This is a genomic window from Amphritea sp. GJ51-11 (assembly GCF_055808735.1).
On record NZ_CM147881.1, the window covers coordinates 3,652,869 to 3,675,777 of the forward strand.

Consider the following 22,909-nt stretch of genomic DNA (forward strand, 5'->3'; position numbering starts at 1 on the left):
ACAATGAAAACAAAACAATTCACTTACTTTCTATCAACTTAATTTCTAATCGTTTTTTTATATTTAAAATACCAGGACCTTCTTTTCTCATTTCCTGAGCTTTACAAATAACAGAATAGGCGTCCTCATACTCCCCGAGCCTTTCCAACGAAATGGAAATTTCCCTCAAAAAGTCAGGCACCTTTGCCTTATCAGAATGTATAACTATTTTTTGATTTTTATTAAAAAAACTTTTAATACTAGTATTCTCTGGAACATCGACACCCAATAAGTCAGCCAGTTTCAACACAGAAAAACCTGCTTGACCTTTGAGAATAATATCTACAACTTTATTCCTAATAAATACCACAAGATCTTCATCTTTCTCAAAGGCTTCAACAACAACACTGTAAAGAGAAACTGGATTAACATAATCGAATGGAACTGATCTATATTCGTCAGTATTTTTTAAGAAAAAATCCAAATTATCTTTAAAAAAATTATTTAACAAATATTGATTTGAAACTGAAAACTTATCAACAAGTTCTGAATAAACTTTACTCCCTAGAAGCTCTATAGGATTCACAGCCTCTTCATTACTTTTATCTGAGTAACTTTGCAAACACCAATCAATTCTATTACCGTACTTAATATCCTCTCTGTCCAAGACATGATTAACTAACCTCTTAAACTCCAGAGCCGACCTAGTATAGCTAACATTAATCGCTTTATCATATAACTTAAATAATTTTATATTTCTTTTTTCGACCCCAAGAAAATCAAGAAATGAACATTCAATTTTTCCATCTCTGAAATACTTCTTCCCATAGGGCATTACAACTACATTATCATGGCCAAAACATTCAAGCCAAATGGCCAAAACTTTACCAGATGGCCCATCTAAATTATCATTACAACACTCATTCCTCGCAAAATCTTTTAGTGTTAGAGTAGCATAATGACGCTTTACTAATTGATTATAGTTTGAAATCAGTAACTCAACAGGATCACGAAAATATGCAACAATAGCTACTTTATAATTTTCTACTATCTTCTTTAACATCTTAGGCTTCGAGTAAAGAGACTCAGCTGACAACAATAAACACGCGTTATCTTTTTTAGCCTCCATTACCCATTCATCAACCTTCTGCTCTGCCGCTTTATAATCACCTTCTATTAAGTTTATCCCTATAATAGAATGACCACCAGAAACTCGATTCTTATCTAATCCATGCTCTGGATAATAATAACCAAAATCAATCAAAGAATTCCTATTATCTAACAAAAAGGATTGCAATGCAGAGCTTCCAGTTTTGGGAGCACCAATATGAATTACTATATCATACTTACTTGAAGAAATTTTTTTTGGCAAAATTGCTTTGAAGAAGATTTTTCTTTATATTCATGATAAATCCGTTTCAGCATTACATTAGCACCAGTAAAGACTACAATTCGTGTAGTCGATTAAAACAGAAGATATCCTTAAAAAAAACACCATTACTATCTTTTTCAGAAATCAAAGGATTTTCAGTCAATAAGGGCCAATCAATATTTAAACTAAGATCGTTCCAAATAATAGAATACTCATCATTTGGATAGTAATAGTCCGTACACTTATATTGAAACTCTGCCTCTTCACTTGTCACATAGAAACCATGTGCGAAACCCGGCGGAATCCACAGCAACTGTTTATTAATATCATTTAAAATAACTCCCACCCATTGACCAAAAGTTGGTGAGGACTGACGTAGGTCGACAGCCACATCATAAACCTCACCTTTAGTAACTCTAACAAGCTTACCTTGTGGGTTATTCTTCTGGTAATGTAAACCTCTCAAAATACCTTTTGAGGACTTGCTGTGATTATCCTGTACGAACACAAAGTTACCGCAGTGTTCATTAAAATCACTCTGACGAAAGGTTTCGAGAAAAAAACCTCGTTCATCACTAAAAACTTCAGGTGTTAATAATACAACACCTTTTAATTTCAACTGTTCATATTTCATATAAAACGTCTACCTCTCTGAAAGCAGGTTGGTAAGATAGTCGCCATAGCTTGTTTTACTTAAGTACTTACCACGGCGTACTATATCCTCATCATCAAGCCAGCCATGGCGCCATGCAATTTCTTCAAGACAAGCTATTTTAAGCCCTTGCCTCTGCTCAACTGTTTGAACATAATGCCCAGCTTGTAATAAGCTATCATGAGTGCCAGTATCTAACCACGTAAAGCCACGACCTAGCTTTTCAACTTTCAAATCTCCTCTATTGAGATAAGCATTATTAACAGCTGTTATCTCAACCTCACCTCGTAAAGACGGTTCGACGTTTTTAGCAATTTCAACGACATCGTTATCATAAAAATACAATCCTGTAACCGCATATTCTGACTTAGGTTTCTGTGGCTTTTCCTCGATAGAAATGGCATTACCATCATTATCAAACTCTACAACCCCGAAACGCTCTGGATCATTAACAGGATAACCAAATATTGTAGCCCCCTTCTCCTGCGCAGACGCTAGCAGTAATTGTCCAGTGAAATGCTGCCCATGAAATATATTATCTCCCAAAACGAGACATACCGGGCTCTCACCAATAAAATCCTCTCCTATGATAAAAGCTTGGGCCAACCCGTCTGGTGATGGTTGTTCAGCGAAGCTAAAAGAAATGCCAAACGCGCTTCCACATCCTAAAAGCTTTTTGTACTGAGGAAGGTCTTCTGGGGTTGAAATGATTAGAATTTCACGAATACCTGATAACATCAGTATTGATATCGGATAATAAATCATAGGCTTATCATAAATAGGTAATAGCTGCTTAGATACTCCTAACGTGATTGGGTATAACCGTGTACCTTTACCTCCCGCTAAGATAATTCCTTTTCGTTTCATACCCAACCCTCTTTCTTACACAGATAGTCTTCCATGGTTAAAACTAACTGACTATGCCAATTAGGCATTGTTATGCCAAAAGCATTTTCTATTTTATCTACTGCTAAACGTGAGTTTAACGGCCTTTTCGCCAGCGTGGGGTAGCCACTTGTTGGTATACCAATAACCTCTTTAATGCTTAAATCAACGCTGTTAGCACGAGCAATAGTAAAGATAGAATTTGCAAACTCATACCAATTAGTCGTTTCACTAGATGCTAGATGATATATTCCGGAATCAAGGTCAGCAGCCTGACAAATTCTATTTACGGCTAATGCAGTAATATCCGCTATCAACCTGGCAGTAGTTGGTGCACCATACTGATCATTAACCACCGTTAACAATTCTCGGGTTTGAGCTAATTTCAACATTGTTTTCATGAAATTATTGCCTCGAGTGCTGTATACCCAACTAGTTCGAAATATCAAATGAAGACACGAAGACGAAATAATACTCATATCACCCTGTAGCTTTGACTCGCCATAAACAGAGAGTGGTCCTGTCGCATCCTCTTCTGTCCACGGATCTATGCCTATACCGGGATAAACATAATCTGAAGAATAATGAACTAACCAGATACCTTCTTTAGCAGCATAATCCGCTAAAATTTTTGGTAAATTCTTATTTAGAGCTTCCGCTTTCTCTTTTTCTTCTTCAGCTTTATCTACCGCAGTCCAAGCTGCTGCATTAACAATAAGATCAGGTTTTTTAGCATCTAGATAAGCGATTACTTCATTTGAATTTTCAAGATTCAGTAATGTTCTATCCGGTGAGTCTACAGTTCCAAAAGCAGCCAAACTGCGCTTTAACTCATAACCAACTTGGCCATTTCCTCCAGTAAGAAAAATATTCACAAAACGCCCAACCGCTCACATTGATAACTACCATCCAAAACCGCTTGCCACCAACTTTTATTATCCAGATACCACTGCACAGTTTTTCTTAAACCTGTTTCGAACGTTTCATCAGGCGACCAACCCAGCTCCCTTTCAATTTTACTAGCATCAATCGCATACCTTAAATCATGTCCTGGCCGATCATCTACATAGACTATTAGATCACGGTAGCTTTTAACCAGAACAGCATTATTTTCAACTGTTGGGACTAGTTCATCCAGCAGATCACACAGTGTTAAAACAACCTCAATATTTTGTTTTTCATTGTGCCCTCCAACATTATAAGTCTCGTTTACAGCCCCTTCTTGTGCAACCTTGATCAAAGCTTTAGCATGATCTTCCACATACAGCCAATCTCTAATTTGTTGACCATTACCGTAGACCGGCAGAGGCTTACCTGCTAATGCATTCAAAATGGTTAGCGGGATTAGTTTCTCGGGAAAATGATAAGGGCCATAGTTATTTGAACAGTTCGTTATCAATGTAGGCAACCCATAGGTTCGTTGCCAAGCCCTTACCAAATGATCAGAGCCAGCTTTACTAGCCGAATAGGGTGAACTAGGAGAGTATGGGGTAGACTCTGTAAACATATCCTCATTGTTATTGAGGTCACCATATACTTCATCTGTTGATATATGGTGAAATCGGAAGTTTTTAGCTTTTTCAGGATCAGTGCTATTAAGTGATGAATAATAACTCCTAACAACTTCCAGTAGTGTATAGGTACCAATGATATTCGTTTGTATAAACACACCAGGCCCGTCAATTGAGCGGTCTACATGACTCTCAGCAGCAAGATGCATAATAATATCAGGCTTATATTGAGCTAATACACTAGACATAGCCTGATAGTCACATATATCTTGATGAATAAAGCTGTACCGTTCATCTTTATCAATAGTTATCAGCGATTGTAAATTGCCGGCATATGTTAGCTTATCGACATTGATAACTCGATGGGTGCTATTATGAATTAATTCACGTATTACAGCAGATCCAATAAAACCAGCTCCACCTGTTACCAAAAATGTTTTTTCCATACTATCAATATTCCTACTTGAATATCAAAAACATTAATCACGATGATCTTTAATAATTAGCAATAACATTTGAGCAATTAGAGCCACAAATAGTGCCAATAAACTATAGACAATAATTGTATGAAAACGTTGAGGTTCTAAAGGATACTCTGGATAGGTTGGGCTTTGCAAAACGGAGACTTGCTTTAGCTTTCTTGCGGCTTCAATACGGGTACTTTGAAGAGCAGCGAGGGCGCCGGAGTAACTATCAAGAGCAAATTGCACTTTCAACTCTAGTGTTTGATATTCTGCTGTGACAGTATTCAGGGCATTTCCTGATTGCTGAGCCATTCTGCTTTTTTCTTCATTGATTTGATGACTAACCGCATTTATCTCATTTTCAACTTTAACCATTGCAGGAGAATTACTACTTTGATAGCTAGTGAGCATTGTTTTCTCTGCTTGTAAATTTGATAGTTTTCCTTCTAGGCTTGCGACAACGGCACTAATACTTTCAACCGTTCCTGAAGGTGAAATTAGCCCATTTTTGTTCTGGTACTCTATCAGTTCTCCTCTTACCGTATTAAAGCTATCATTCAATGTGCTAACTTGTTGCTCTAAAAATTTAACTTGCTCTTCAGCTAAGCGCTTACCCAATAAGTTCATATGTTTTTCTCCCTCTTCGAGCAGAAGACTGGCAATCTTATGTGCCATCTCAGGAGTAAACGCTTCGACCTTAATACGCAAAACATTGGCATACTCATCAAGCTCAACTGATATTCTTTTTAAATAATATTCATGTAAATCTTCTATAGGAAGATTCACATCACCGAGATTAGAAATAAAATCGATATCTGATGCAGCATAATGTTCACGAAAACCGACTAAAGAATCGATTTTTTTAAGCATATCAACAGATAACAAATAATCCCTAAGCAGCAGCATATCACCGCTCTCTCCACTGCTGCCGCCTAACAACGAACTAACATCCATCGAAGGAATTGTTATCTGAGGACTTTCAAGTACGACATTAGTTTCTGAAACATATCGGTCACTTGCTAATATCCCCCAATACAAAGCAGATAATGCAATGAAAAGCCCACACATTGTCCACACTGGGTTTTTCATTATTTTATGTTTCATCAACGTTTATCCTGTACCAACTTTGTTGAATTAGAATTTATTTAAAACCAATCATCAATAACTTAGCGTTTCGGCGGTTCATTTTTAGCATGATATTCATCTAATGCATCATTGATATCATCAAACCAAACAACTTGCCCTTTATCGATAAGAATACCTGCCTGACATAACTCTTTTAGTATGCCTTCCCCATGGGAAACCATTATTAAACTAGCTTGCCCTACTTTATCTTTAAAAGCCTTGGCTGCCTTACGACGAAATACTTGGTCGCCTACTGAAGTCGCTTCATCTGACAAAAAAACATCAAAATCAAAGGCTAATGAAAGACCAAATGCTAGCCGAGCTCGCATGCCCGATGAATAAGTTTTAACTGGATCATCAAATGCTTTACCAATCTCTGCAAAGCTTTCGACACTCTCAATAATTTCATTCAGATGTTTATTACCACCATGAATGCGAGCGACAAACTTGACATTTTGTCGGCCTGTCATTGATCCTTGAAAACCGCCCGTCAAACCGATTGGCCAAGATACACTACTGTCACGAATAATTTCCCCGCGATCAGGGCTATCCATACCACCAATTAATCTTAACAATGTGGACTTTCCAGCACCATTACGACCGATCAATCCGACACTAATTCCGTTAGGTATATCGATATTCACATTTTTAAGCACCCAATCACCACCATGATGGTTATGATAGCGTTTATAAAGGTTACGAATACTAATCATTGCGCTTTAAGTCTCGCTTCAAAACGAATATGTAACATTAAACCTAAAGAAATCAAACTTAAATTCCAAAACCATAGATACCCCCAACTAACACCTTTCAAATGATGATAGTTTTCAAAAAAGCTCATACGAAGAAACTCTAACCCATGAACAACCGGATTCAAAAGCAAGAACTCTTGAAGCCAAAAAGGCAAATAATTTAAAGGAAAAATAACACCTGAAATAATCAACAGGGGCAATGTTGTAATCCTTATAACTCTACCGACCTCGGGTATTAATTCTGACATAGCAGAAAAAGTTAAAGCAGCGCCTAAACCAAGCCCCCACAAAGAGAGCCAACTAAATAAAGCATATAGTGGTTCAACAGCTATAAAATCCATGCCTACTAATACAGCGATCAGGATAAAGGCAATAAAGATAAATGATTGAATCATCCCATCAAGAAAGCACCTTATTAGTACAGGGTCGATGGACTTAACCTGCCGGTAAGCAAACAACCCTTTATAAGCCTGAATCGCTCCCAATGAGCGTTGAAGACCATCTCTAAAGAGATAAAAACCGAGTAATCCAAGCAACATCCAAGGTATAAGGCCAGCTCCAGAAATATGCTGACCCTTCATTAGCACAGTTCGAATTCCAATCATTACTGCAATCATCGCAATAGGCTCGACTAGCATCCAGAACCAAGCAAACCTGTCTTGAGTTGTTTTAGCCAAAGCTTCACGCATAAACAACGCATACCAGACTGCTCGTGTTACTTGCCAAGAGTTACGGGGCGATAACACAGACATACTCCATCAAATCTTTCATTCTAATAATAATCATTGGTTGCAGTAACAATACTAAAGTTACTAATCCACTTACTATAAATCTGTGGCCACTCTAGCCGCTATTGCGATTTGGTAAATAATTTGAGAAATACTCGTGGCTAGTTGTAGGTTTTTAGTTGGAACCTCAGGCAGCACTAAGATTTCATCACCGGCTTTAAGTGCAACATCAGCAGCCGCCCTAACCTCACCATTCTTTCTTACAATTAGAACTTTCGATTCATCTGCGTGCTGAGTATAACCACCGGCCCCTTTAATATAATCACCCACATTTTTTCCCTGCTCATACACAACTGATTGTGGCACAAGCACTTCGCCACTAATCAATAGAGAGTCTGATTTTTCGGGGATAGTAATTATATCGCCATCCTGCAAACGGATATTAGCGATATGATCATTGGATGCGACTACCAGCCGGCCGCTCGGCTCAGCTTTTGATGCTCTAGCAATAAATTTAGTTATCAGCTCCGCTTCCTGAACCCGGATACTTGCTTCCTCATTCGTTGAGGATGAAGCGCCTAAATAAGTAGCTTCTAATCTTTTCAAACTCTCTTGTAGAGACTCTTTTTGACGCAATGCAACACTTTCACGACGCATGGAAATGCTGGTTGTATCAGTAATGCTTTTTGGTACTGCAATCGAATCTAGAAAATCCTGTAGCATTATATCGCGCGGCAATGAGTAACGAGAGGGCCCATAAAAGCTACCTTCAATCTCAACGACAATAGTGTCATAACGTTTATCGATACTCAGAATAATTTCATCGCCATTTCTAAGCGGCTGACCTAAAAAGTCATCGAGAGACAAGTAGCCTGTCAATGGGCCGCTATCTCGATCTCCTCGTAACAATGCATGGGAAACGCCTGCTTTCATATGCGCCAGGTTGATCAATGAACTCCCAAACATTTCATCCGGTTCCAGTTCATACCGATATGAACGCTCAACATCACCACTAACAATGACGGAGGCCTGTCGCTCACCAACAACTAAAGTATCACCATCCTTGAACTGTGGCCGAGCCATCTGCCCATTCAATAAAAAATCATAGAGATCTATGGTTTCAATAACTTTTCCGCGCCTAAGGACTCTAACAGCACGATATGTTCCCATATTATCATCGATACCTCCTGCTTGATTAAGGAAGTAGATAGCAGAATCATTCGGAGTGCCGGCATAACGACCAGGGCGAGTGACAAAACCAGTAACAAATACTCCAACGGGTTGAACGCCTTGAACTTGAGTATAAACGTTCACATTTTCTGGATAGATTGAACGAACAGCCCCCCGGATACGGGTATCTAAATCTTTATGACTTAAGCCTTGTACTTTTACTGGCCCTATTGTCGGAATAAAGACATTACCTCGGGCATCAACGGGCAAAACCCGTTCCATTTCTATAGCGCCCCATATACGCAGAACAACTTGATCACCCGGTGTAATTTTATAATCTGAATTCAAACCATCTGATCTTAGACCACTAAAACCACCATCGAATAACTGACTTCCGAAAGGGCGAATTTTTTCGTTATTAGCTACAGCATCACCAAGTTGACCATACGTTCCCGACTTCCAATCAATACTCTGCTGTATATCAGCACCATTACCCAGAGACTGCTGGACAGCGGCATCGAGATCTCCAGCACTTTCGATCGCTGCATTTGCAACACTGCAAAACAATAATGAGATCCCGATGATTATGCTTTTCTTAACGGCGGAGTAACTACTGAAAAAATTCATGCAAAGGTTCCATTTAACATTCTAACTGATGGCGGCATTTTAATATGGATAAAGTCTTAACCTATTCAGATGTTTGCCTGAATAAGCACCCACTTACCTGACTCGCTCAGACAAGCGACATAGCGCTCTTCTATATTACGATCTATAAGATCAGCTTTACGACACTGCCGTCCACTAGCCGCAAAATAGGTCGAACCAACTGATAAGCTCTTCCCCATCAACGGACCACTAGGAATAACCAATGATAAGTCTTGTGGGCTTTCTGTCAGGATACCACTAACTTCAACAGGCAAAGCACTACCCGTATTATTGCTCGTAAAAAGAGATGAGTCAGCCTGCGTCAGTTTCACAGATTGAGATGAGCATGCTGCTAACAATGAGACTAGGAAAAATACTGATGCAGTCTTAACTATAGAGGTTGTATTCAGCTTCATTAAACGGCTATCCATAACAATATTCATATCCTATCTATCATACAACACAATCATACCAACATTATACATACCCTATCTACTCGACTATATTTTCATTCGCACTCTGACGGGTAGTCAGCTAAAAATAGTTGGTGTTAGCAAACGCTGTAGGACGAACCAATTGCCAACAAATAAACACTCAATCTATCTCAGCATAGCCTTGTTTCTTTGATAGAATATGCAGAATATCTAGTTGCGTTCACTAATAGACAAGAACGATAGTTCAGAACCTCCCTGCCTCAGATAGAAAACATAAACCCATATGTCAAAAAAAGCCGAAGTATCTAAATCAAGCAAACCTGAACACACCCCCATGATGCAGCAATACCTTAAGATTAAGGCTGAACATCCTGATCAACTGGTGTTCTATCGCATGGGGGATTTTTATGAGCTGTTCTTTGATGACGCTAAAAAAGCCTCACAATTACTTGATATTTCTCTGACAGCACGGGGTAAATCAGCAGGCGACCCTATTCCAATGGCCGGCATTCCTTATCATTCTGCCGATGGTTATATCGCTAAGATCGTCCGGGCCGGTGAATCAGTCGCTATTTGTGAACAGGTCGGGGATCCAGCGACTAGTAAAGGGCCGGTCGAACGCAAAGTCATGCGTATTGTTACGCCAGGCACACTCAGTGACGAAGCCTTGCTAGATGAACGCCGCGACAGCCTGCTGATCGCCGTCAATACCGATCTACAAGGTTACGGTATTGCCATCGTTGATATCAGCACCGGTCGGTTTAGTTTGCTAGAAATAAACGATGAAGAAGCGCTTCACGGTGAGCTCGAACGGATCAAACCCGCCGAAATTTTATTTAATGATGGCCATAATCTTGCTGAACAACTGCAAAGCTATCGCGGATTACGGCCCCAAGCACCGTGGAATTTCGAACGTGAAACCGCTGAACGGTTGCTTTGTCAGCAATTTCAGACCAAAGACCTCAGTGGCTTTGGCTGCGACCACCTACCGGTAGCACTCGGCGCGGCGGGCTGTCTTCTACAATACGCCAAAGACACCCAGCGAACTGCACTGCCTCATATTCGCCGGCTAATTTTGGAACAGCGCGATGAAAGCGTAATCCTCGATGCCGCCACTCGTAAAAATCTTGAAATTGATCAAAATCTAGCAGGCGGTCGAGATAACACCCTCGCCTCAGTCATTGATAAAACCGCGACCGCCATGGGGAGCCGGATGTTGCATCGCTGGCTTAATCGCCCACTGCGCTGTCGCAACACCCTGCAATCGCGACAGGCAGCATTACAATGGCTGATCAGCGATTATCATTTTGAACAGATATCGCCAGCCCTTAAGCAGATCGGTGATATTGAACGGGTATTGGCACGAGTTGCACTGCGCTCCGCACGTCCTCGCGACCTTGAAAGATTAAAGAGCGCTTTCCAAGTACTACCCAAGATACAGGATCACTTGGCGACAACCAAACCCGTACTGCTCAAGAATCTAGCGGAAACCATTAGCACCTTCCCTGAACTTTGCGAGTTACTGAACAAAGCCGTTATTGAAAACCCTCCGGTGGTGATCCGCGATGGTGGCGTGATCGCGACCGGCTATGATGCCGAACTAGATGAACTACGAGGGCTCAGTGAAAACGCCGGGGACTATCTAGTACAACTGGAGACCCGCGAACGAGAACGCACCGGCATCAGCACGCTAAAAGTGGGTTACAACCGAGTACACGGCTACTTCATTGAGATCGGCAAGGCGCAAAAAGCCGAAGTACCGGCGGATTATATTCGTCGTCAAACACTCAAAAATGCCGAACGCTATATTACCCCCGAACTGAAAACCTTCGAAGACAAGGCCCTAAGTGCAAAAAGCCGGGCCCTGAGCCGGGAAAAATCACTCTACGAAGCGCTTATCGAAACCCTTGCAGAGCCTTTAGCGGAACTACAAGACAGTGCTGCAGCGCTGGCCGAGTTAGATGTGCTCTGCAACCTAGCGGAACGTGCCGACACCCTAGACTATGTTGCCCCCATACTGACAGATGATCCCCAAATTGAAGTATCCGGAGGCCGCCACCCGGTGGTTGAAGATGTGCTCGACGACCCGTTTGTCGCCAACAACCTGAGCCTATCACCGGAACGGCAAATGTTGATTATCACCGGTCCAAACATGGGCGGTAAATCGACCTACATGCGCCAAGCTGCACTGGTCACATTACTGGCCCATATCGGCAGCTATGTACCAGCGCAATCCGCCACCATTGGCCTCGTTGATCGAATCTTCACCCGCATGGGTTCGTCAGACGACCTTGCTGGCGGACGGTCGACCTTTATGGTCGAGATGACCGAAACTGCCAATATTCTGCATAATGCCACTGAACGTAGCTTAGTTTTAATGGATGAAGTTGGTCGTGGCACTAGCACCTTCGATGGGCTTTCACTGGCCTGGTCAGCTGCGGAATACCTCGCCAATGAAGTCAAAGCAATGACCCTGTTCGCCACCCATTACTTTGAGCTAACAGTACTACCAGAAATCTGCCAAGGGGTTTTCAATGTCCACCTGACAGCCATGGAGCATCAGGATCATATTGTCTTTATGCATGAGGTTCAGGAAGGCCCTGCCAGCCAGAGCTATGGTCTACAGGTCGCACAATTAGCCGGTGTTCCGGCGAATGTCATTAGCCGTGCTCGCCAAAAACTGATTCAACTCGAAGAGGACACCGGACAGACAGAGCAACGCCGCCAACCCCCACCGGTGCAAGACGATCTGTTTGTTGCGCCACGGCCTCATCCAGCGCTAACGCAACTCAAGTCATTGGAGCCGGATAATCTAACCCCGCGACAGGCGCTAGAACTACTCTATACGCTGAAAAAAGAAGCCGAACGCAGCTAAAATAAAGCCGACACTCAGCCGAAGCTAAACGTTAAATTAAACCCTAAAGCTAAGCCTTAAAACAAAAAAACCGAACATATCGATGTTCGGTTTTTTATTATGTTAACAACAACACTGGACTAACTTTTCAGCAAGTCTTCTCCGCACAGTCCATTACGCTCGACTATCTCACGTAACTTACGCAATGCTTCAACCTGTATCTGTCTCACCCGCTCACGGGTCAAACCGATCTCTTTACCGACTTCTTCTAAGGTGCTCATCTCGTAGCCCCGAAGGCCAAATCGACGAGATAACACTTCCGAATGCTTTTCCGGCAACATACCAAGCCAGCCTTCCAAGTTACCGCTGATATTAGATTTCTGCAGCAATGTTTCAGGGTCGGAAGATTCCTCATCGGCAATGGTATCCAACAGCATCTTGTCGGAATCTTTACCTACAGGTACATCAATTGAAGTCACTCGCTCGTTCAGACCAAACATCTTCTCGACGTTCGCAACAGGTTTATCTACGGCAGCGGCTATCTCTTCAACGGTGGGTTCGTGATCGAGCTTCTGAGCCAACTCACGGGCTGCTCGTAGATACACATTTAGCTCTTTCACCACATGAATCGGCAAACGGATAGTTCGGGTCTGGTTCATAATAGCCCGTTCAATCGTTTGTCTTATCCACCAAGTTGCATAGGTAGAAAAACGGAAGCCTCGCTCTGGGTCGAATTTTTCCACCGCACGGATCAAGCCGAGATTTCCCTCTTCGATTAAATCAAGCAGTGTAAGCCCACGATTGATATAACGTCGGGCAATTTTCACAACCAGACGTAAATTACTTTCAATCATCCGCTTGCGAGAGGGCTCATCCCCTTTCAAGGATAGCCGAGAAAAATACACCTCTTCTTCGGCGGTAAGCAACGGAGAAAAGCCAATCTCGTTGAGATACAACTGGGTTGCATCGAGGGTTTTAGCACTTAGCAGATCGTTGTGGGCCATACTCCCTTTGCCCCGTCCGCTATTGAGGAATTTAGGTTCGTCCTTAGTTTTAGCCAGATCTGTTTCTTCTACATCAACTGAAACTGCATCTAGCCCCTGCTCATTATTCTCTACATTTACCATTGTGTTAATCCCGAGTAACTTAGTTATTATTGCTTTTTATTAGTTACTGCTTAGTGATAATCGATTAAGTGCTCATCTTTTACGCGGCAGATACAACATTGGATCAACAGGTTGGCCATCTCTGCGGATCTCAAAATGCAGCATTGTTCGGGCAGCTCCACTATTACCAATTTCGGCAATTTTGTCACCTATTTTCACCTTATCATTTTCTTTCACAAGAATGCGACTGTTATGCGCATACGCACTCAGAAATTTCTGATTGTGATGGATAATGACAAGATTTCCATAGCCTAACAAACCACTACCGGCATACACCACCTTGCCCGATTCTGCCGCAAAAACAGGCTCACCTTTACGACCAGCAAAATTGATACCTTTGTTTACTTTACCTTTATTGCTGAAACGCTGAATAATCTGGCCCGATGCGGGCCAACGCCACTTTAGCGCACGCGCCGTCACTGGTTGAGGTGAGAGTTTGACCGCTGGCGTCACTTTTGGTTTTGCAGAGGGCGCGGGGGCTGCTGTCTTTTTAACCACCGCTGGCTTAACCGGCTTAGCGGCAACAACCGATGCCGTTTTAACACTCGACTTCGTTTTTTTCTTAGGAGATGAAGCAGTAACGGGCTTGGCTTGGGGTTGGTCCGGGCTAGCCTTAAGTGAGAGCACTTGGCCGGGATAAATCTTATAGCGATTACTAATATTGTTATGGCGCGCTAATTCTCTGAAATCGAGACCGTAACGAAAGGCGATGGAGTAAAGCGTATCACCTCGGCGGACACGGTACTGATCCGGTGACTGACTACTGACTACCTTAACCGCTTGGCGACCACCGATAGAACGTTCATCAACCGGAGTATAGACGCTGGTAGAGCTACAGGCAGACACCATCAAAACAACGAACAACAGTGCCGTCGTTATTAAGGTCTCTGCAGGAGCTCTCACCATAATCTATTCCTTAGCGGCCTGAAAGCGCTCCATGACTACCACAATTGCAACGCCCACTAGCGTCAACCCAAACGCCCAAAGCAAAAACGACGGCTGACCGGTGATACTCTCAAAGTGCCACGGCAACAAATTATCTTGCAACAGCGGCACCTGCTCACCATGCCGATTAATGGTATAGGAGAGGGTATATTTCCACGGCCACACTTTATTCAATGAGCCAAGCATAAAACCAGCCAAAAGCGCCAACGTAACTTGGTGGTGATGACTGAACATCCAGCTTAGCACGCGGGAAAAACTCATAATACCCACGATACAGCCGAGCATAAACAAGCCGATGAGTTCGAGATCAACGCCTTTAACCGCCGCTAAAATATGTGCATACATACCCAGCAGAAGTAAAATAAAACTACCCGAGATGCCCGGTAAAATCATCGCACAAATAGCAATAGCGCCGGAGATAAAGACCATCATCGCGGTTGGCTCAACACTCACAGGCGCAATACTAGTGACCCAATAGGCAATGATAGAACCGATAATAAAACTCGAAACTAAATTCATATCCCATTTTTCAATATGACTCATCACCAGCCACACCGATGCTAGGATTAAACCAAAAAAGAACGACCACAACAAAATCGGATAATTGCTCAGCAAAAACAGTACACCACCCGCAATGGTCGCAATGCTAGTCACAATACCCGCTAGTAGTACTAACAAAAAGCTGCCGTTCACCTGTCGCCAAAACGCCGCGGGGCCCTGCTTAAAGAGCACTTTAAGCGCCGCAGGATTAAACCCTTTAATGGTATTGATTAGCTCTTCATAGATGCCAGTGATAAAAGCAATAGTGCCACCCGATACCCCTGGCACAACATCGGCTGCCCCCATCATGGCACCTTTAAAAAACAGCCCTAAATATTCTCGCGTTGTACGCGTTGTGTTCATGTAATATTCCGTAACAATCGTCGGCTAGCGTACAGTGCCACTCAAGAGAGGCACAAATTTAACCCCTTCGAGTACCGAGGTTTCATAGTCTGTTTCTGAGACCCTAATAACTAATTTAAGTTGCTGATTCTGTGTGCCACCCACCGGAATAACCAAACGTCCACCCACCGCTAACTGTATTAACAATTCGGGCGGTACTTCTTCCGGTGCGGCCGTGACCATAATGCCATCGAACGGCCCACGCTCAGCCCACCCCATACCACCATCACTGTGTTTTAAAGACACATTGCGTATTTTCAGTAACGAAAAACGCTGTCGCGCTTTCTCCTGCAAAGGCTTAATACGCTCAACACTAAATACTTTATCAACCAATTGTGCCAGAACCGTGGTCTGATAACCCGACCCAGTACCCACTTCGAGTACTCGTTCACGGGGACCATCGGCCAATAAGATCTCAGTCATTCGCGCAACAATATAAGGTTGCGATATCGTTTGATTAAAACCGATCGGTAACGCAGTGTCTTCATAAGCGCGATGAGACAGCGCTTCATCAATAAAAATATGCCGTGGGGTATTACCCATTACATCCAATACTTGCTGATCAGAGATCCCCTGATCTTTCAGCCGCTGTACCAGCCTGCTGCGGGTGCGCTGGGACGTCATCCCAATCCCCTGCAACTGCAACTTATTCACTCTGCATCCTCTAACCAATTACCCAGATTATCCATGCTGGAATACTGTGTCATATCAATATTTAGGGGGGTTATCGAAACATAACCGGACTTAACGGCAAAAAAATCGGTACCTGGACCACAATCTGCCGCAGCACCGGCACCCGCAATCCAGAAGCGCTGTTTGCCTCGCGGATCAAGGGACTCAACCGGCGCATCCGCCATCACCCGATGACCTAAACGGGTTACATGAATGCCTTTTAGCTGATCTAGCGGTAGATCAGGAACATTAACATTCAGTACCGTTCGTGGCGCCAACACCAACCCCGGGATATCGTTAATAAGCTTACGCACCACCTCTGCGGCAGTATCGTAATGTACTGGGTTACTCCCCTCCAACGACACTGCAATAGGAGGTAGATGCAGATGCCGCCCCTCCATCGCGGCTGCAACCGTGCCGGAATAGATCACATCGTCACCTAGATTACAGCCGCAATTAATCCCGGAAATCACCATATCGGGGCGCTCACTGTAAATCCCACCCATTCCTAGGTGGACGCAATCCGTCGGCGTGCCGTTAATACCAACAAAGCCGTTTTGATGACGATGTGACTCAAGCGGGCGATCCAGCGTCAAGGAGTTACTCGCACCGCTTCGGTTGCGATCCGGAGCAACCACAACGATCTCGGCATCTTGCGCTAGTATTCTCGCCAGCGCTTCCAGTCCCGGCGCGTAAACACCGTCATCATTCGATAATAATAATCTCATTATTCTGCCTCTGGCTCGGGTTGACCCGATGCCGACACAACCTGCGCCAACTCACGCAACACGCTGGTTGCAAAACTTCCTGCTGGCAGATCAAAAGCCAACAAGAATTGATCTTCAGCCTCTTGCTCAACCTCTAGATGACCCGGCATCAAACGAGTTGAGCGCCGCTCTTGATTCAAACCTAAACGCTCCAGCCCTTCAAGCTGTTCCTGCCAAGGTTTAAGCTGTTCAACTTCCCAAGCGGCCGCATCGGCGCTACAAATTGACCGACCTCGACCCCACATCGCCGCAGTAAGATGCAGATCACCCGACTCTAAACGGCTCAAGATCGTTGCATCTTCAGCGTCAAAGGGAAAACAGCTTTGACTACCATTGATCATCAGCACATCGCCAGGCATTGGCTGCGCAAAAACAGACTGCCCAATACGCTGCGACACCAATTGATTAAACATAAATGAACGAACAGCTGAGATATAGAGACCTTTTTTATGCCGCTGCCGCTCTTTCAACTTACCCGCGATCAGCAGCGCGCCTTTAGTCAGGTTGCCGCCGTGGTGACCAAAGCGCTGCTCACCAAAATAGTTTGGCACGCCCGCACGAATCTCTTCAGCACGACGCAGCAAAGCGGCAGGCTCAATCACTTGACGTAAACGTATCTGAAAACGATTACCCGTCAGGCTACCCAATCGCAGCTTTCGGGTATGCTTTACCGCTTTAAGCACTTTAATGGTATCGGTCTCGAACAGAGACCAGGTTAACGGTGAGCGACCCGGCAAGTGCACACTAAACCACTGTTCGGTGATCGCATGACGATCTTTCTTGCCCGCATAGCCCACTTCTTTCGGACTTACCTGACAAAAATGCGCCAATTGACGGGCCACCCAATCGGTATTCTCACCAGTCTTACGGATATAAAGAAACACGTGATCGCCACTGCCTTCCGGCTCAAACGAGAGATCCTCTATGACCCTAAAATCATCAGGTTCAGTTCGAATAACCGCACGACTGGCAGGCTCACCGTATAAATAGTTTAATTCAGTTGGAAAGTTCATTGACGCTAGGGGTTCCGTGGCTGACCGCTATCGGCCGGTGGTTTACCTGGCAACGCGGGAACCAATTGAAAGAAGGACTCACCCTCTTTCACCATTCCCAGCTGATTTCGGGCTCGCTCTTCTAGCGCCTCCAGTCCTTGCTTAAGGTCTTTAACCTCGGCATCTAACTGATGGTTACGATTCACCAGAAGGTCATTTTCAGCCCGTTGCCGTTCGATCTCCTGCTGTAATGCTTGCACATCGCCGAGATTAGCTTCGCCAAACCATAGTCGATATTGCAGGCCGATCAAACAGATCAACAGCAGTAACGATATCGAACGAAATAAACTCAAACGAAACACAGCCTAGCAGCACTCATATTCTATATAGTCAAAAAAGGGGGCGTTAAGCCCCCTAGTATTTCACAGATCAGTTAAAAGTTAACCCTGACCTTTAATTTCAGATAAACCGTTGTAAACAGCGCCGGCACCCAACTCTTCTTCAATGCGCAGTAAACGGTTGTACTTAGCGACACGATCAGAACGACACAGTGAACCCGTCTTAATCTGACCGGCTGCCGTACCCACCGCCAAATCGGCGATAGTAGTATCTTCTGTTTCACCGGAACGGTGGGAGATAACCACGGTAAAGCCAGCATCCTTCGCCATCTTAATCGCATCCAGTGTCTCAGACAGAGAACCGATCTGGTTGAATTTGATTAAGATTGAGTTACCGATGCTCTGCTCGATACCCCGGCTCAGAATTTTGGTGTTAGTAACAAACAGATCATCCCCGACTAGTTGAATCTTGTCGCCGATCTTCTTCGTCAGATACGCCCAACCATCCCAGTCAGACTCATCCAAACCATCTTCGATAGAAACGATAGGATAGTTTTCGGTCAGTGCAGCCAAATAATCACTAAAACCTTCAGCATCAAAGATTTTACCTTCCCCTGAAAGATCATATTTGCCATCTTGGTAGAATTCAGACGCTGCACAATCCAGTGCCAAGGTAACATCTTTACCTAATTCATAACCGGCATTAGAGATCGCTTCTTTAATAACCACCAGTGCTTCTTCATTAGATGCAAGGTTAGGTGCGAAACCACCTTCATCACCGACGGCTGTACTCAGGCCTCGAGCTTTTAGGACCGCCTTCAAAGAGTGGAAGATCTCAGCACCACAACGCAAGCCATCGGAGAACTTAGTAAAGTTAACCGGCTGAACCATAAACTCTTGAATATCGACGTTGTTGTCCGCGTGCTCGCCACCGTTAAGGATATTCATCATTGGCACAGGCAATGAGAACTGACCCGCAGTACCGTTAATCTCAGCAATATGGGCATAAAGGGGCATCCCTTTAACCAGTGCAGCCGCTTTAGCCGCCGCCAGCGAAACCGCTAGAATCGCATTCGCCCCGAGGTTTTCTTTGTTCTCAGTGCCATCCAGCGCCAGCATCGTATTATCTAACGCACGTTGATCCGTCACATCCATACCAATCAACGCATCACGGATAACACCATTAACAGCCGCTACGGCCTTCAAAACACCTTTACCCAAATAACGGCCTTTATCACCATCACGCAGCTCCAATGCTTCGCGGGAACCGGTAGACGCTCCGGAAGGTGCGCAGGCAGAGCCCATTATACCGGAAGCCAAAATTACATCGGCCTCAACGGTCGGGTTACCACGGGAATCAAGAACTTCACGGGCTTTAATGTCAGCAATCTGTGCCATTGACTAAACTCCAAAAATGATAAGTATTCTTTATTTTTCAAGATCTGCGTAAGTTAACGCTGCCTCGATGAAGCCGCTGAATAAACCGTGGCCATCCCTTGGGGTAGAGGTAAATTCAGGGTGGAACTGACAGGCAACAAACCACGGATGATCCGGCGCTTCCACAACTTCAACCAGTTCACCATCGACAGAGCGTCCAGAAACAACCAGGCCCGCCTCTTCAAGCTGAGCAACATAATTGTTGTTAACTTCATAACGATGACGATGACGTTCTTTAATTTCAGTAGAACCATAAGCCTGATAAGCAGTTGTACCCTCTTTCAGGGTACAAATCTGAGCCCCCAAACGCATGGTGCCGCCCAAGTCATCGGTATAGCCGCGAACTTCCTTCGCGCCCTCTTCTGTCATCCACTCGGTGATCAGACCGATCAAGGGTGAAGTGGTATTTGCATCAAACTCGGTACTGCTCGCATCAGTGATGCCAGCAACATGACGTGCATATTCAATAACCGCCACCTGCATACCCAAGCAAATACCAAGATAAGGAACCTTGTTTTCCCGAGCATACTTAACCGCTGCGATTTTACCTTCGACCCCCCGTTCGCCAAAACCACCCGGCACCAGAATCGCCGATACATCTTCTAACAAATCAACACCGTCGCGTTCGATCTGCTCAGAATCAATATATTTGATATTTACTTTAGTACGCAGCGCAATACCGGCATGAGAGATCGCTTCAATCAGCGACTTATAGGCATCCAGCAGCTCCATATACTTGCCGACCATCGCGATAGTCACTTCACGATGCGGATTAAGCTTCGCATCGGAGACCCGATCCCATTCGGTCAGATCCGCAGGCGGGCATTCCAGATTAAACTGCTCAATAACAATCTGATCCAGTTTCTGTTCACTCAACATGCGAGGGATTTTATAAATACAATCAGCATCAGGCAGAGAGATAACCGCACGCTCTTCCACATTGGTAAACAGAGACAGTTTACGACGCGAAGAGATCGGCAGAGCAAAATCAGAACGACACACCAGAATATCAGGCTGAATACCGATCGAACGCAGCTCTTTTACCGAGTGCTGAGACGGTTTTGTTTTGATCTCACCTGCTGTGGCGATATAAGGCACCAGCGTCAAGTGCATAAACATGGCTCGACGGGCACCCAGTTCAACGCGTAGTTGACGCACCGCTTCCATAAAGGGCAACGATTCGATATCACCGACCGTGCCGCCGATTTCAACCAGGGCGATATCCGCATCACCAGAGCCTTCGAGTACACGGCGCTTGATCTCATCGGTAATATGCGGAATAACCTGCACCGTACCGCCAAGATAGTCACCACGCCGCTCTTTACGCAGCACGTGCTGATAGACACGCCCCGCAGTAAAGTTATTGCGCTTCGACATAGTCGTGCGGATGAAACGCTCGTAGTGACCTAAATCCAAGTCAGTCTCGGCGCCATCTTCGGTAACAAATACCTCACCATGTTGAATGGGGCTCATCGTCCCGGGATCTACGTTGATATACGGATCCAATTTCAGCATGGTAACTTTCAGCCCCCGGGCCTCAAGAATTGCTGCAAGTGAAGCGGATGCAATGCCTTTCCCCAAAGAGGAAACAACACCGCCTGTGACGAAAATATATCGCGTCATGAGGAACCTGTATCTGGTCGTGAAAAGTGAGTCGTGCTGTTCAAAAAACAGCTACTAAAGATGGGGCTACAGGGTATCAGAATCACCCTGAACAGACAATGCAGTTGGCTGCCATTTCAACGCAAAACCATGGCCTTTTTTTTCGCTCTGCCAATCTTCGCAGAGACAGATTCCTGGCAGCGCCACAATCTCATCACCGACCACACACACCGGCCAGCTATTTCGTTGCCACGCAGGGATCTTATGTTCCTGAAATAGCTTCTTCAATGAGCACGACCCGCCACGCCCTAATGGTCTGCAGCGATCGCCATCGCGCCGGTTGCGTACCGTCACTCCCGCTAGCGACTGCAACCCCGTCACACCCGATTCACAGCTGACCTCTAAGCAGCCTTGGGCAATCTGCACTCCATTAAGTGACAACGGTCGATGACCCCACTGAACGGCCTCAAGCGCGGCTTGCAACAACAGCACTCCTTGATACCGCCGTAACTGCAGCGCTCCAAAGGACAGCTGCGGCTGCCGATCATCAGCGGCATTGATCAATTGCGTGACCGCTCGCAATTGCGTCTCACCGAGGCTAACACCCACTCGACGACACCAATAACGCAGCAGATTATGTCGCCGCCGCTGACTCAACCCCATTAATCCTTGGCAATCCAGCCCATCACCGCTGGCCACCGATGCCATATCCAATGTGGCAAGATCATCCAGTAATTGCTCAGACTCACGCATGTGTCCCGCTGTAGCCGCCCAACGGTGAGTAAAACCAGGCCAACGCTGGTGTAGTAACGGCAGAATACGATGGCGAAGAAAATTACGATCAAACGAGGGATCCCTATTGCTAGGGTCTTCAACCCATTGCAACTGTTCGGCTATCGCCCAGCGATGTAATGTCTGGCGAGAAACCGCCAATAACGGCCGAAACAAACTTGCTTGCCCTAACAGTCGACGCTGGGGCATTCCAGCCATCCCCCGCACGCCTGCCCCTCGCAAGAAGCGAAACAGTAGGGTTTCGGCTTGATCATCCAAATGATGTGCCAGCAGCAGACAATCACCCGGCTGTAAGATATCGTCAAAAGCCTGATAACGCGCATCGCGAGCGACCCGCTCTAAGCTCGCACCATCTGCGACAATAACCTGCTGCTGATAAAAGGGGAGATTAAGCGAAGCCGCTAAATGACTACAGAAGGCAGTCCATTGAGTTGATTGGGCTTGTAACTGATGATCAATGGTCACCACCAATAACTGTGAGGCCGGCAAAGCTCTCGCAGCTAAGTGTAATAACACCACCGAATCGAGCCCCCCGCTTAAACCGATCACCCAGCGCTTTACCTCGTGGGGATGGTTTTCAAGCTGCTGATTAAAGTGACGCTGTAAGTCTTTCATAACGATCTATATACCAGCCTTTCACCATACTAACAGGCAAAAAAACCGCCGATTTAACGACGGTTCCGAT

General features: G+C 44.7%; 21 protein-coding genes. 1 reads left to right on the forward strand and 20 read right to left on the reverse strand.

Going from position 1 to position 22,909, the window contains the following annotated elements; genetic code table 11:
- Window positions 1–19 precede the first annotated feature (19 nt).
- From AC0L4K_RS16400 to AC0L4K_RS16445, 10 genes are all read right to left on the reverse strand, one after another.
- Window positions 20–1,351 carry a hypothetical protein gene (locus AC0L4K_RS16400; protein ID WP_473267208.1) on the reverse strand — a complete coding sequence of 444 codons (1,332 nt, stop codon included), beginning with the start codon at window positions 1,349–1,351 and terminating at the stop codon, window positions 20–22.
- 73 nt (window positions 1,352–1,424) lie between these two features.
- Window positions 1,425–1,985, reverse strand: a complete 561-nt coding sequence (gene rfbC, locus AC0L4K_RS16405; RefSeq protein ID WP_473267209.1) for a dTDP-4-dehydrorhamnose 3,5-epimerase — start codon at window positions 1,983–1,985, stop codon at window positions 1,425–1,427.
- 9 nt (window positions 1,986–1,994) lie between these two features.
- Complete coding sequence (rfbA, locus tag AC0L4K_RS16410; protein WP_473267210.1) at window positions 1,995–2,870, reverse strand: glucose-1-phosphate thymidylyltransferase RfbA; 876 nt, start codon at window positions 2,868–2,870, stop codon at window positions 1,995–1,997.
- Window positions 2,867–3,763 carry a dTDP-4-dehydrorhamnose reductase gene (gene rfbD, locus AC0L4K_RS16415; RefSeq protein WP_473267211.1) on the reverse strand — a complete coding sequence of 299 codons (897 nt, stop codon included), beginning with the start codon at window positions 3,761–3,763 and terminating at the stop codon, window positions 2,867–2,869. Before rfbD ends, rfbA begins: the two co-directional genes overlap by 4 nt.
- The gene (gene rfbB, locus AC0L4K_RS16420; RefSeq protein ID WP_473267213.1) at window positions 3,760–4,845 is read right to left on the reverse strand and encodes a dTDP-glucose 4,6-dehydratase; all 1,086 of its coding nucleotides are present in this window, start codon (window positions 4,843–4,845) and stop codon (window positions 3,760–3,762) included. The genes rfbD and rfbB overlap by 4 nt, the downstream gene beginning before the upstream one ends.
- Before the next feature lie 33 nt (window positions 4,846–4,878).
- Window positions 4,879–5,967 (reverse strand): KpsE/RkpR family capsule polysaccharide export protein, encoded by a 1,089-nt coding sequence (locus AC0L4K_RS16425; protein ID WP_473267214.1) that lies wholly within the window; start codon window positions 5,965–5,967, stop codon window positions 4,879–4,881.
- Between the two features lie 62 nt (window positions 5,968–6,029).
- Window positions 6,030–6,701 carry an ABC transporter ATP-binding protein gene (locus tag AC0L4K_RS16430; RefSeq protein WP_473267215.1) on the reverse strand — a complete coding sequence of 224 codons (672 nt, stop codon included), beginning with the start codon at window positions 6,699–6,701 and terminating at the stop codon, window positions 6,030–6,032.
- Window positions 6,698–7,492 (reverse strand): ABC transporter permease, encoded by a 795-nt coding sequence (locus tag AC0L4K_RS16435; RefSeq protein ID WP_473267216.1) that lies wholly within the window; start codon window positions 7,490–7,492, stop codon window positions 6,698–6,700. Before AC0L4K_RS16435 ends, AC0L4K_RS16430 begins: the two co-directional genes overlap by 4 nt.
- A 72-nt stretch (window positions 7,493–7,564) precedes the next feature.
- Window positions 7,565–9,265 (reverse strand): polysaccharide biosynthesis/export family protein, encoded by a 1,701-nt coding sequence (locus AC0L4K_RS16440; protein ID WP_473267217.1) that lies wholly within the window; start codon window positions 9,263–9,265, stop codon window positions 7,565–7,567.
- Between the two features lie 65 nt (window positions 9,266–9,330).
- Complete coding sequence (locus tag AC0L4K_RS16445; RefSeq protein WP_473267218.1) at window positions 9,331–9,726, reverse strand: DVU3141 family protein; 396 nt, start codon at window positions 9,724–9,726, stop codon at window positions 9,331–9,333.
- 274 nt (window positions 9,727–10,000) lie between these two features.
- Between AC0L4K_RS16445 and mutS the strand changes: the two genes are divergently transcribed.
- Window positions 10,001–12,592, forward strand: a complete 2,592-nt coding sequence (gene mutS / locus AC0L4K_RS16450) for a DNA mismatch repair protein MutS (protein WP_473267220.1) — start codon at window positions 10,001–10,003, stop codon at window positions 12,590–12,592.
- A gap of 119 nt (window positions 12,593–12,711) precedes the next feature.
- Here mutS and rpoS read toward each other — a convergent pair whose 3' ends face one another.
- From rpoS to tilS, 10 genes are all read right to left on the reverse strand, one after another.
- Window positions 12,712–13,698 carry an RNA polymerase sigma factor RpoS gene (gene rpoS, locus AC0L4K_RS16455; RefSeq protein ID WP_417223656.1) on the reverse strand — a complete coding sequence of 329 codons (987 nt, stop codon included), beginning with the start codon at window positions 13,696–13,698 and terminating at the stop codon, window positions 12,712–12,714.
- A gap of 72 nt (window positions 13,699–13,770) precedes the next feature.
- Complete coding sequence (locus AC0L4K_RS16460) at window positions 13,771–14,643, reverse strand: peptidoglycan DD-metalloendopeptidase family protein (RefSeq protein ID WP_417223654.1); 873 nt, start codon at window positions 14,641–14,643, stop codon at window positions 13,771–13,773.
- A gap of 3 nt (window positions 14,644–14,646) precedes the next feature.
- Window positions 14,647–15,585, reverse strand: a complete 939-nt coding sequence (locus tag AC0L4K_RS16465; RefSeq protein WP_417223652.1) for a polyprenyl-phosphate transporter — start codon at window positions 15,583–15,585, stop codon at window positions 14,647–14,649.
- A gap of 24 nt (window positions 15,586–15,609) precedes the next feature.
- Window positions 15,610–16,248 carry a protein-L-isoaspartate(D-aspartate) O-methyltransferase gene (locus AC0L4K_RS16470; protein WP_417224014.1) on the reverse strand — a complete coding sequence of 213 codons (639 nt, stop codon included), beginning with the start codon at window positions 16,246–16,248 and terminating at the stop codon, window positions 15,610–15,612.
- Between the two features lie 26 nt (window positions 16,249–16,274).
- Entirely contained in the window at window positions 16,275–17,024 is a 750-nt protein-coding gene (surE, locus tag AC0L4K_RS16475) for a 5'/3'-nucleotidase SurE (protein ID WP_473267221.1), read from the reverse strand.
- Window positions 17,024–18,076: a tRNA pseudouridine(13) synthase TruD gene (truD, locus tag AC0L4K_RS16480; RefSeq protein WP_473267223.1), complete on the reverse strand. Its 1,053-nt coding sequence runs from the start codon at window positions 18,074–18,076 to the stop codon at window positions 17,024–17,026. The genes surE and truD overlap by 1 nt, the downstream gene beginning before the upstream one ends.
- A 5-nt stretch (window positions 18,077–18,081) precedes the next feature.
- Window positions 18,082–18,408, reverse strand: coding sequence for a cell division protein FtsB (gene ftsB, locus AC0L4K_RS16485; RefSeq protein ID WP_417223647.1), 327 nt, complete (start codon window positions 18,406–18,408; stop codon window positions 18,082–18,084).
- Between the two features lie 87 nt (window positions 18,409–18,495).
- Window positions 18,496–19,791 carry a phosphopyruvate hydratase gene (eno, locus tag AC0L4K_RS16490; protein ID WP_473267224.1) on the reverse strand — a complete coding sequence of 432 codons (1,296 nt, stop codon included), beginning with the start codon at window positions 19,789–19,791 and terminating at the stop codon, window positions 18,496–18,498.
- 30 nt (window positions 19,792–19,821) lie between these two features.
- Complete coding sequence (locus AC0L4K_RS16495) at window positions 19,822–21,453, reverse strand: CTP synthase (protein WP_473267225.1); 1,632 nt, start codon at window positions 21,451–21,453, stop codon at window positions 19,822–19,824.
- Window positions 21,454–21,519: 66 nt separating this feature from the next.
- Window positions 21,520–22,839: a tRNA lysidine(34) synthetase TilS gene (gene tilS / locus AC0L4K_RS16500; protein ID WP_473267227.1), complete on the reverse strand. Its 1,320-nt coding sequence runs from the start codon at window positions 22,837–22,839 to the stop codon at window positions 21,520–21,522.
- Between the last annotated feature and the right edge of the window lie 70 nt (window positions 22,840–22,909).

What these genes read in the sequence shown, in the direction of transcription:
- rfbA (WP_473267210.1), bottom strand. Translation starts at nt 2,870, where the DNA reads ATGAAACGAAAAGGAATTATCTTAGCGGGAGGTAAAGGTACACGGTTA.
- tilS (WP_473267227.1), bottom strand. Translation starts at nt 22,839, where the DNA reads ATGAAAGACTTACAGCGTCACTTTAATCAGCAGCTTGAAAACCATCCC.
- rfbC (WP_473267209.1), bottom strand. Translation starts at nt 1,985, where the DNA reads ATGAAATATGAACAGTTGAAATTAAAAGGTGTTGTATTATTAACACCT.
- AC0L4K_RS16430 (WP_473267215.1), bottom strand. Translation starts at nt 6,701, where the DNA reads ATGATTAGTATTCGTAACCTTTATAAACGCTATCATAACCATCATGGT.
- AC0L4K_RS16435 (WP_473267216.1), bottom strand. Translation starts at nt 7,492, where the DNA reads ATGTCTGTGTTATCGCCCCGTAACTCTTGGCAAGTAACACGAGCAGTC.
- rpoS (WP_417223656.1), bottom strand. Translation starts at nt 13,698, where the DNA reads ATGGTAAATGTAGAGAATAATGAGCAGGGGCTAGATGCAGTTTCAGTT.
- AC0L4K_RS16425 (WP_473267214.1), bottom strand. Translation starts at nt 5,967, where the DNA reads ATGAAACATAAAATAATGAAAAACCCAGTGTGGACAATGTGTGGGCTT.
- AC0L4K_RS16440 (WP_473267217.1), bottom strand. Translation starts at nt 9,265, where the DNA reads ATGAATTTTTTCAGTAGTTACTCCGCCGTTAAGAAAAGCATAATCATC.
- AC0L4K_RS16495 (WP_473267225.1), bottom strand. Translation starts at nt 21,453, where the DNA reads ATGACGCGATATATTTTCGTCACAGGCGGTGTTGTTTCCTCTTTGGGG.
- AC0L4K_RS16445 (WP_473267218.1), bottom strand. Translation starts at nt 9,726, where the DNA reads ATGAATATTGTTATGGATAGCCGTTTAATGAAGCTGAATACAACCTCT.
- eno (WP_473267224.1), bottom strand. Translation starts at nt 19,791, where the DNA reads ATGGCACAGATTGCTGACATTAAAGCCCGTGAAGTTCTTGATTCCCGT.
- surE (WP_473267221.1), bottom strand. Translation starts at nt 17,024, where the DNA reads ATGAGATTATTATTATCGAATGATGACGGTGTTTACGCGCCGGGACTG.
- AC0L4K_RS16465 (WP_417223652.1), bottom strand. Translation starts at nt 15,585, where the DNA reads ATGAACACAACGCGTACAACGCGAGAATATTTAGGGCTGTTTTTTAAA.
- AC0L4K_RS16460 (WP_417223654.1), bottom strand. Translation starts at nt 14,643, where the DNA reads ATGGTGAGAGCTCCTGCAGAGACCTTAATAACGACGGCACTGTTGTTC.
- AC0L4K_RS16470 (WP_417224014.1), bottom strand. Translation starts at nt 16,248, where the DNA reads ATGACGTCCCAGCGCACCCGCAGCAGGCTGGTACAGCGGCTGAAAGAT.
- truD (WP_473267223.1), bottom strand. Translation starts at nt 18,076, where the DNA reads ATGAACTTTCCAACTGAATTAAACTATTTATACGGTGAGCCTGCCAGT.
- mutS (WP_473267220.1), top strand. Translation starts at nt 10,001, where the DNA reads ATGTCAAAAAAAGCCGAAGTATCTAAATCAAGCAAACCTGAACACACC.
- rfbB (WP_473267213.1), bottom strand. Translation starts at nt 4,845, where the DNA reads ATGGAAAAAACATTTTTGGTAACAGGTGGAGCTGGTTTTATTGGATCT.